Origin of the sequence: Methylobacterium sp. CCH7-A2 (assembly GCF_001557075.1) — a bacterium.
GTDB lineage: Bacteria > Pseudomonadota > Alphaproteobacteria > Rhizobiales > Beijerinckiaceae > Allobosea > Allobosea massiliensis.
Genome location: NZ_LSKN01000055.1, coordinates 1 through 7,081, shown reverse-complemented (window position 1 = coordinate 7,081; position 7,081 = coordinate 1). Strand labels below are relative to the sequence as shown.

Below are 7,081 nucleotides of genomic sequence, written 5' to 3'. Positions count from 1 at the left end.
CCCGACCGCCGCATGCTGTTGGCCGGAGCCAGTGCGACCGCGGCACTCGCCGCGCTCGGCTTTGCGCCGGAAGCGTTGGCCCAGCAGGGGCTGCGGCTGGGCGAGGCGGAAAGCTTCGGCTTCGACGCGCTCAAACAGCGCGCCCGCGAGATGGCGGCGAAGCCTTATCAGGCGCCGCCGAGCCCGCGGCCCGACGTGCTGGAACGGATCGACTACGACGCCCATGGCAAGATCCGCTTCAAGCCGGAGATGGCCCTCTGGGCGAACGGTCCCTCCGCCTGGCCGGTGACCTTCTTCCATCTCGGCCGCTACTTCCAGAAGCCGGTCCGGATGCATGTCGTCGAGGGCGGCCGCGCCCGCGAGATCGTCTATGACGAGAGCTATTTCGAGATGCCGGCGGATTCGCCGGCGCGCGAACTGCCGCGCGGGGCGGGCTTTGCCGGCTTCCGCTTCCAGGAGAGCCGCACCGGTCATCCCGGCCGCAAGGGCGAGAAGCTGGAGTGGCAGAAGAACGACTGGGTCGCCTTTCTCGGCGCCTCCTATTTCCGCGCCATCGGCGAGCTCTACCAGTACGGCCTGTCGGCGCGGGGCCTCGCCATCGACCCCGCCGTGGCGGGCAAGGCCGAGGAATTCCCCGACTTCACCCATATCTGGCTTGAGACGCCGCAGCCTGGCGCCGAATTCGTCGTCGTCTATGCCCTGCTGTCCGGCCCCAGTGTGGCGGGCGCCTATCGCTTCCGGATGCATCGCGGCAAGGGCGTGACGATGGAGATCGAGAGCGAGATCCATCTGCGCAAGGATGTCGAGCGGCTCGGCATCGCGCCGCTGACCTCGATGTACTGGTACTCCGAGAAGGCCAAGACGACCGCCGTCGACTGGCGCCCGGAGGTCCATGATTCCGACGGCCTCGCGCTCTGGACCGGCGCAGGCGAGCGGGCGCTGCGCCCGCTGAACAACCCGCCGCGCACGATGGCCTCGTCCTTCATGGACGACAACCCGCGCGGCTTCGGGCTGGTGCAGCGCGACCGCGAGGTCGGGCATTATCTCGACGGCGTCTTCTACGAGCGCCGTCCGAGCCTCTGGGTCGAGACGCAAGGGAACTGGGGCAAGGGCGCGGTCCAGCTCATCGAGATCCCGACCGACGACGAGATCCACGACAACATCGTCGCCATGTGGGTGCCGGCCGGTCCCGCCAAGGCGGGCGCCACCTACGCGTTGCGCTACAAGCTGCACTGGCTCGCCGACGAACCCTTCCAGGGCGATCTCGGTCGCGTCGTCGCCACGCGGCTCGGCAATGGCGGCCAGCCCGGCACGACCCGCCCGAAGGGCGTGCGCAAGTTCATGGTCGAGTTCAAGGGGCCGGCGCTGGAGGCCATCCCCTTCGGCGTGAAGCCCGAGGTCGTGCTCTCGGCCTCGCGCGGCAGCTATTCCTACATCTTCGCCGAGGCCGTGCCCAATGATGTCCCCGGCCACTGGCGCGCCCAGTTCGACCTGACGGTCGAAGGCCAGGACCCGGTCGAAATGCGCTGCTTCCTGAAGGCCGGCGACAAGGTGCTCACCGAGACCTGGCTGTATCAGTATCTGCCGTTCTGAGGCGGCAGCCGCTGAGACCGCCTGCGATCGGCCGGGCCGACGACCAACCTTGCCTCTGCTGTGTTGTAACAGTATATCATCGCACATGGCTGACCGGCACGCCCATCCTGTTACCCACGCCGTCCCGCAGGCTCCGGGCTGGTCGCTGCTGCGACTCTCGGCGCTGGGGCGCATGGGTCTGGCGGCCGGCGTCGTCGCCCTATTGTGGATCGCGACCTTCGCGGTGATCGCGTGACGCGGGGAACCGCCGCCATGTCTGCCATCCGCCTGACCGATCTGACGCTGGGCTATGACCGGCATCCGGCCGTGCATCATCTCTCGGGCGAGATCGCCACGGGCAGCCTGACGGCCATCGTCGGCCCCAACGGTGCCGGCAAGTCGACCCTGCTCAAGGGCATTGCCGGGGCGTTATCTCCGCTGGGCGGCGACATCGCCCTGGCTCGCGGCCGGCGCCTGGCCTATCTGCCGCAGCAGGCGGAGCTCGACCGCTCCTTCCCGATCCATGTCTACGATCTCGTCGCGATGGGGCTGTGGAACCGGGCCGGCATCTTCGGACGCATCGGGGGCGGAGCCGCCGCCAAGATCGAGGCGGCGATCGCCGCCGTCGGGCTCGCCGGCTTCGAGCGCCGGCCGATCGGTGCGCTTTCCGGCGGCCAGATGCAGCGCGCCCTCTTCGCGCGGCTGCTGCTGCAGGACGCCGACATCATTCTGCTCGACGAGCCCTTCACCGCCATCGACGCCCGCACCACCGCCGATCTGCTGGCGCTGGTGCAGCGCTGGCATGGCGAAAGCCGGACCGTCGTCGCGGTCCTCCACGACATCGAGACGGTGCGCCGCGCCTTTCCGCAAACGCTGCTGCTGGCGCGGGAGAGCGTCGCCTGGGGCGCAACCGCCGAGGTTCTGACCGCCGCCAACCTGCTGAAGGCGCGCCGCATGGTCGAGGCCTTCGACAGCCACGCGGAACCGTGCGAGCGCGACGCGGCGTGAGCCCGGTTCACGTCCGTCACTTCTGAGAGATTCCCTGCCGGGTCATCCCGGGCGGCCGAAGGGAGACCCGGGATCCATTCCGGAACCTCTCCGGCATGCGCTCCGGAATGGGTCCCGGGTCTGCGCTTCGCTCCGCCCGGGACGACGGCGCGCTTGAACGGACCACAGGTTTGCATGCTCTACGACCTCTTCATCGGCCCCTTCGCCGAATTCGACTTCATGCGCCGGGCGCTGGTCGGCGTCGTCGCACTGTCGGTCTCGGGCGGTGCCATCGGGGTCTTCCTGATGCTGCGCCGGATGAGCCTGACCGGCGACGCCATGGCCCATGCCATCCTGCCCGGTGCCGCGATCGGCTATCTCGTCGCCGGCTTCTCGCTGCCGGCGATGACGCTGGGCGGGCTCGCGGCCGGCTTTGCGGTGGCGCTCGCGGCGGGAGCCGTAGCCCGCGTCACGGTGATCAAGGAGGACGCCTCGCTCGCCGCCTTCTACCTGATCTCGCTGGCGCTCGGCGTCACAATCGTCTCTCTGCGCGGCTCGGCGGTCGACCTCTTCCATGTCCTCTTCGGCAATGTGCTGGCGCTCGACGACGACGTGCTGATCCTGCTTTCGGGGGTGGCGACGGTCTCCCTGATGACTCTCGCGGCGCTCTATCGCCCGCTGGTGATGGAATGCGTCGATCCCGGCTTCCTGCGCTCGGTCAGCCGCTCCGGCGGCCTCGTCCATCTCACCTTCCTCGGCCTCGTCGTGCTCAATCTGGTGGCCGGCTTCCATGCGCTGGGCACATTGCTGGCGGTCGGGCTGATGATGCTGCCCGCGGCGGCCGCCCGGTTCTGGACCGCCGACATCACGCGGCTGATCCTGCTCGCCAGCGGCTTCGGCATGGTCGCGGGCTATGCCGGGCTGGTGCTGTCCTACTCGGCGGGCAGCAATCTGCCGGCAGGGCCGGCAATCATCCTCGCGGCGGGCGCGCTCTATCTCGGCTCGCTCCTGCTCGGCACGCAGGGCGGGCTCGCCCGTCGGCTCTTGCCGCGCCGGCACCTTCAGGCGTAGTGATGTTATAGTGTTGCATCATTCACTGGAGGCACTCATGCCGAACCGTCGCGCCCTGCTCGGCGCCTTCGCCGCCGGGCTCATCCTCGCCCAGGCGTCGCTGGCCGCCACCGCCCAGGAGAAGCTGCCCGTCGTCGCGAGCTTCTCGATCCTGGGCGACTTCGTGAAGGAGGTCGGCGGCGATCGCATCGCACTGACCACGCTCGTCGGCCCCAATGGCGACGCCCATGTCTATTCGCCGACGCCGGCCGATGCGAAGGCGATGGCCGGGGCCAAGCTCGTCGTCGTCAACGGGCTGAAATTCGAGGGCTGGATCACCCGGCTGATCAAGTCGTCCGGCACCAAGGCGACGATCGCGACCGCGACCACCGGCATCACGCCGCTGCAGAACGAAGCCGACGATCACGACCACGGCAAGAAGGACAAGCACGGCCACAACCATGCCGGCCAGGACGATCCGCACGCCTGGCAGAGCGTCGCCAACGCCAAGATCTACGTCGCCAACATCCGCGATGCCCTGGTGAAGGCCGATCCGGCCGGCCAGGCGAACTACGAGGCCAATGCGACGCGCTATCTCGCCCAGCTCGATGCGGTCGAGGCCGAGGTCAAGGCGGCGATCGCACGCATTCCGGCCGATCGCCGCAAGGCGATCACCTCGCACGACGCCTTCGGCTATTTCGTGAAGGCTTACGGCATCGAGTTCATCGCGCCGCAGGGCGTCTCGACCGAGGCCGAGGCCTCGGCCAAGGATGTCGGCCGCATCATCCGGCAGATCAAGGCGGAGAAGATCCCGGCCGTCTTCCTCGAAAACGTCACCAATCCACGCCTCGTCGAGCGGATCGCCAAGGAGAGCGGCGCCAGGGTCGGCGGCCAGATCTTCTCCGACGCGCTGTCGGATGCGGCCGGTCCGGCCGGGACTTACATCGCGATGATGAAACACAATATAAGCCAGATCGAAAAGGCGCTCGCCGCCGGCCCGGCCTGAGAGGCATCTGGACCCCGACCGCGACGTCATCCCGGACAAGCCGCGCAGCGGCGCCGAGCCGGGATCCATTCCTGACCCGTTCGGGAATGGATCCCGGCTCTCCGCTTCGCTTCGGCCGGGATGACCCGCGAGGATGTCGGATCCGACGGTGTCACTGGACCGCCTCGTTGAAGCAGGATCGACCATGTCCGAGAAAATTCCCGTCACGGTGCTCACCGGCTATCTGGGCGCCGGCAAGACCACGCTTCTGAACCGCATCCTCACCGAGGACCACGGCAAGAAATTCGCCGTCATCGTCAACGAGTTCGGCGAGGCCGGCATCGATGGCGACCTCGTCGTCGGCGCCGACGAGGAAGTCTTCGAGATGAACAACGGCTGCATCTGCTGCACCGTGCGCGGCGACCTGATCCGCATTCTCGACGGGCTGATGAAGCGCAAGGGCAAGTTCGACGCGATCATCGTCGAGACGACGGGCCTCGCCGATCCTGCCCCCGTCGCCCAGACCTTCTTCGTCGACCAGGATGTCGGCGACGCCACCAAGCTCGATGCGGTGATCACCGTGACCGACGCGAAATGGCTCAAGGAGCGGCTCAAGGACGCGCCGGAGGCCAAGAACCAGATCGCCTTCGCCGATGTGATCGTGCTCAACAAGACCGATCTCGTGACGCCCGAAGAGCTCGCCTCGGTCGAGGCCGCGATCCGCGCCATCAACCCCTATGCCAAGCTGCACAAGACCGAGCGCTGCGCGCTGCCGATCGACCAGCTGCTCGACCGCAACGCCTTCGATCTCGACCGCATCCTCGACATCGAGCCGGATTTCCTCGAATCCGGCCATCACCACCATCATTCGGACGAGGTCCGCTCGATGTCCTTCACGATCCCCGGCGATGTCGATCCCGAGAAGTTCATGCCCTGGATCAACGATGTCAGCCAGGCGCAGGGGCCCAATATCCTGCGCTCCAAGGGCATCCTCGCCTTCAAGGGCGAGCCGCGCCGCTTCGTCTTCCAGGGCGTGCACATGATCCTGGACGGCGATCTCCAGCGCGACTGGAAGGCCGGCGAAACGCGCGAAAGCCGTCTCGTCTTCATCGGCCGCGACCTGAACGAGAACGAGCTGCGCAAAGGCTTCGAGGCCTGCGCGGCGTGAGCCGTCCGCAGTCGGAGCGCTCTCCCGTCATTGCGAGGAGCGCAGCGACGAAGCAATCCAGAGCCGCGTGCGCTACGCCTCCTGGATTGCTTCGCTCCGCTCGCAATGACGGTTCAAGCCACGTCGAAAACGTTCTAAAGCCTCAGCCATGAACACGACCACCGCCCCCGTCTCGCTGCGCGAGCATGTCGTCCCCGTCGAGGCCGGAGCGCATGTCGTCGGCGCCCATTGGCTGGGATCGACGCTCGCCCTCGCCCTCGCCGATGGCCGCGTGCTGCGCTGGACGGACGGCGTGAGCGAAAATGTCGAGGCCCATGCCGGCGGCATCCTCTGCGCCTGTGGCGACGGCCAGCGGCTGATCACGGGCGGCGATGACGGACGGGTGGTCGCGCTGACGGCGGACGGAGGCCCTGCCGAGCTCGCCCGCGACGAGAAGCGGCGCTGGATCGATGCGGTGACGCTCTCACCCTCCGGCAGCCTCGCCTGGAATACCGGCCGCACTGTCCATGCCCGCGACGACAAGGGCCGCGTCACCTCGCTCGACCTGGCTTCGACCCCGCAGGGGCTGGTCTTCGCGCCCAAGGGCTATCGCCTCGCCATCGGCCAGATGAACGGCGTCTCGCTCTGGTATCCGGCGACGCAGACCAAGCCTGAGTTCCTCGACTGGAAGGGCTCGCATCTCGACGTCGTCTGGTCGCCGGACGGGCGCTTCGTCGTCTCCTCGATGCAGGAGAACGCGCTGCATGGCTGGCGCCTGGGCGAGAAGCCGAGCCATATGCGGATGACCGGCTATCCGGCCAAGCCGCGCTCGCTGTCCTGGTCGCATGACGGGCTCTGGCTGGCCTCGAGCGGAGCGGACGCCGCCATCGTCTGGCCCTTCCAGGGCGACGGCCCGCAGGGCAAGGCGCCGCGCGAATGCGGCGCCCGCCACGCCAAGGTCACCCGCGTCGCCTTCCACCCCAAGGCGCTGGTCCTCGCGGTCGGCTATGACGATGGCTGCATCCTGATGATCCGCCTGACCGACGCCTCGGAACTGCTGGTGCGCCCGGCCCTGCGCGGCAGCGGCATCACCGCCTTCGCCTGGGACAAGGGCGGCAAACGCCTCGCCTTCGGCACGGAAGACGGCGCGGCCGGCGTTCTGACCCTGCCCACGGCCTAGGCTGCGACGATGCGCTTCGGGCTCTTCGGCAAGGGTGGCCCCGACAAGAGCGAAGCGGCGGCACAGGCCAACCGCGTCAAGGCGCTGCTGCGGGAGATCGCGGACCTGCCGGAGGCTGCCGCGATCGCGGTCAACGAGATCCTCTGCGCCGACCCCGCCT

Annotated in this window: 7 protein-coding genes; all 7 read left to right on the top strand. The window is 68.2% G+C overall.

Features of this window, described 5'->3' with window-relative positions:
* The coding region (locus tag AX750_RS03980) for a glucan biosynthesis protein D (RefSeq protein WP_245282300.1) at positions 1 to 1,593 on the top strand (1,593 nt) is incomplete at its 5' end.
* A gap of 85 nt (positions 1,594 to 1,678) precedes the next feature.
* Positions 1,679 to 1,828, top strand: a complete 150-nt coding sequence (locus tag AX750_RS25845; protein WP_156446624.1) for a hypothetical protein — start codon at positions 1,679 to 1,681, stop codon at positions 1,826 to 1,828.
* Between the two features lie 17 nt (positions 1,829 to 1,845).
* The gene (gene aztA / locus AX750_RS03975) at positions 1,846 to 2,580 is read left to right on the top strand and encodes a zinc ABC transporter ATP-binding protein AztA (RefSeq protein ID WP_066723810.1); all 735 of its coding nucleotides are present in this window, start codon (positions 1,846 to 1,848) and stop codon (positions 2,578 to 2,580) included.
* A gap of 174 nt (positions 2,581 to 2,754) precedes the next feature.
* Positions 2,755 to 3,630, top strand: coding sequence for a metal ABC transporter permease (locus AX750_RS03970; RefSeq protein WP_066723812.1), 876 nt, complete (start codon positions 2,755 to 2,757; stop codon positions 3,628 to 3,630).
* A 37-nt stretch (positions 3,631 to 3,667) separates the two neighbouring features.
* On the top strand, positions 3,668 to 4,615 hold the full coding sequence (locus tag AX750_RS03965) for a metal ABC transporter substrate-binding protein (protein ID WP_066723815.1): 948 nt from the start codon (positions 3,668 to 3,670) through the stop codon (positions 4,613 to 4,615).
* A 184-nt stretch (positions 4,616 to 4,799) separates the two neighbouring features.
* The gene (locus AX750_RS03960) at positions 4,800 to 5,762 is read left to right on the top strand and encodes a GTP-binding protein (protein ID WP_066723819.1); all 963 of its coding nucleotides are present in this window, start codon (positions 4,800 to 4,802) and stop codon (positions 5,760 to 5,762) included.
* Between the two features lie 148 nt (positions 5,763 to 5,910).
* Positions 5,911 to 6,921: a hypothetical protein gene (locus AX750_RS03955; RefSeq protein ID WP_066723822.1), complete on the top strand. Its 1,011-nt coding sequence runs from the start codon at positions 5,911 to 5,913 to the stop codon at positions 6,919 to 6,921.
* The last annotated feature ends 160 nt before the right edge of the window (positions 6,922 to 7,081 follow it).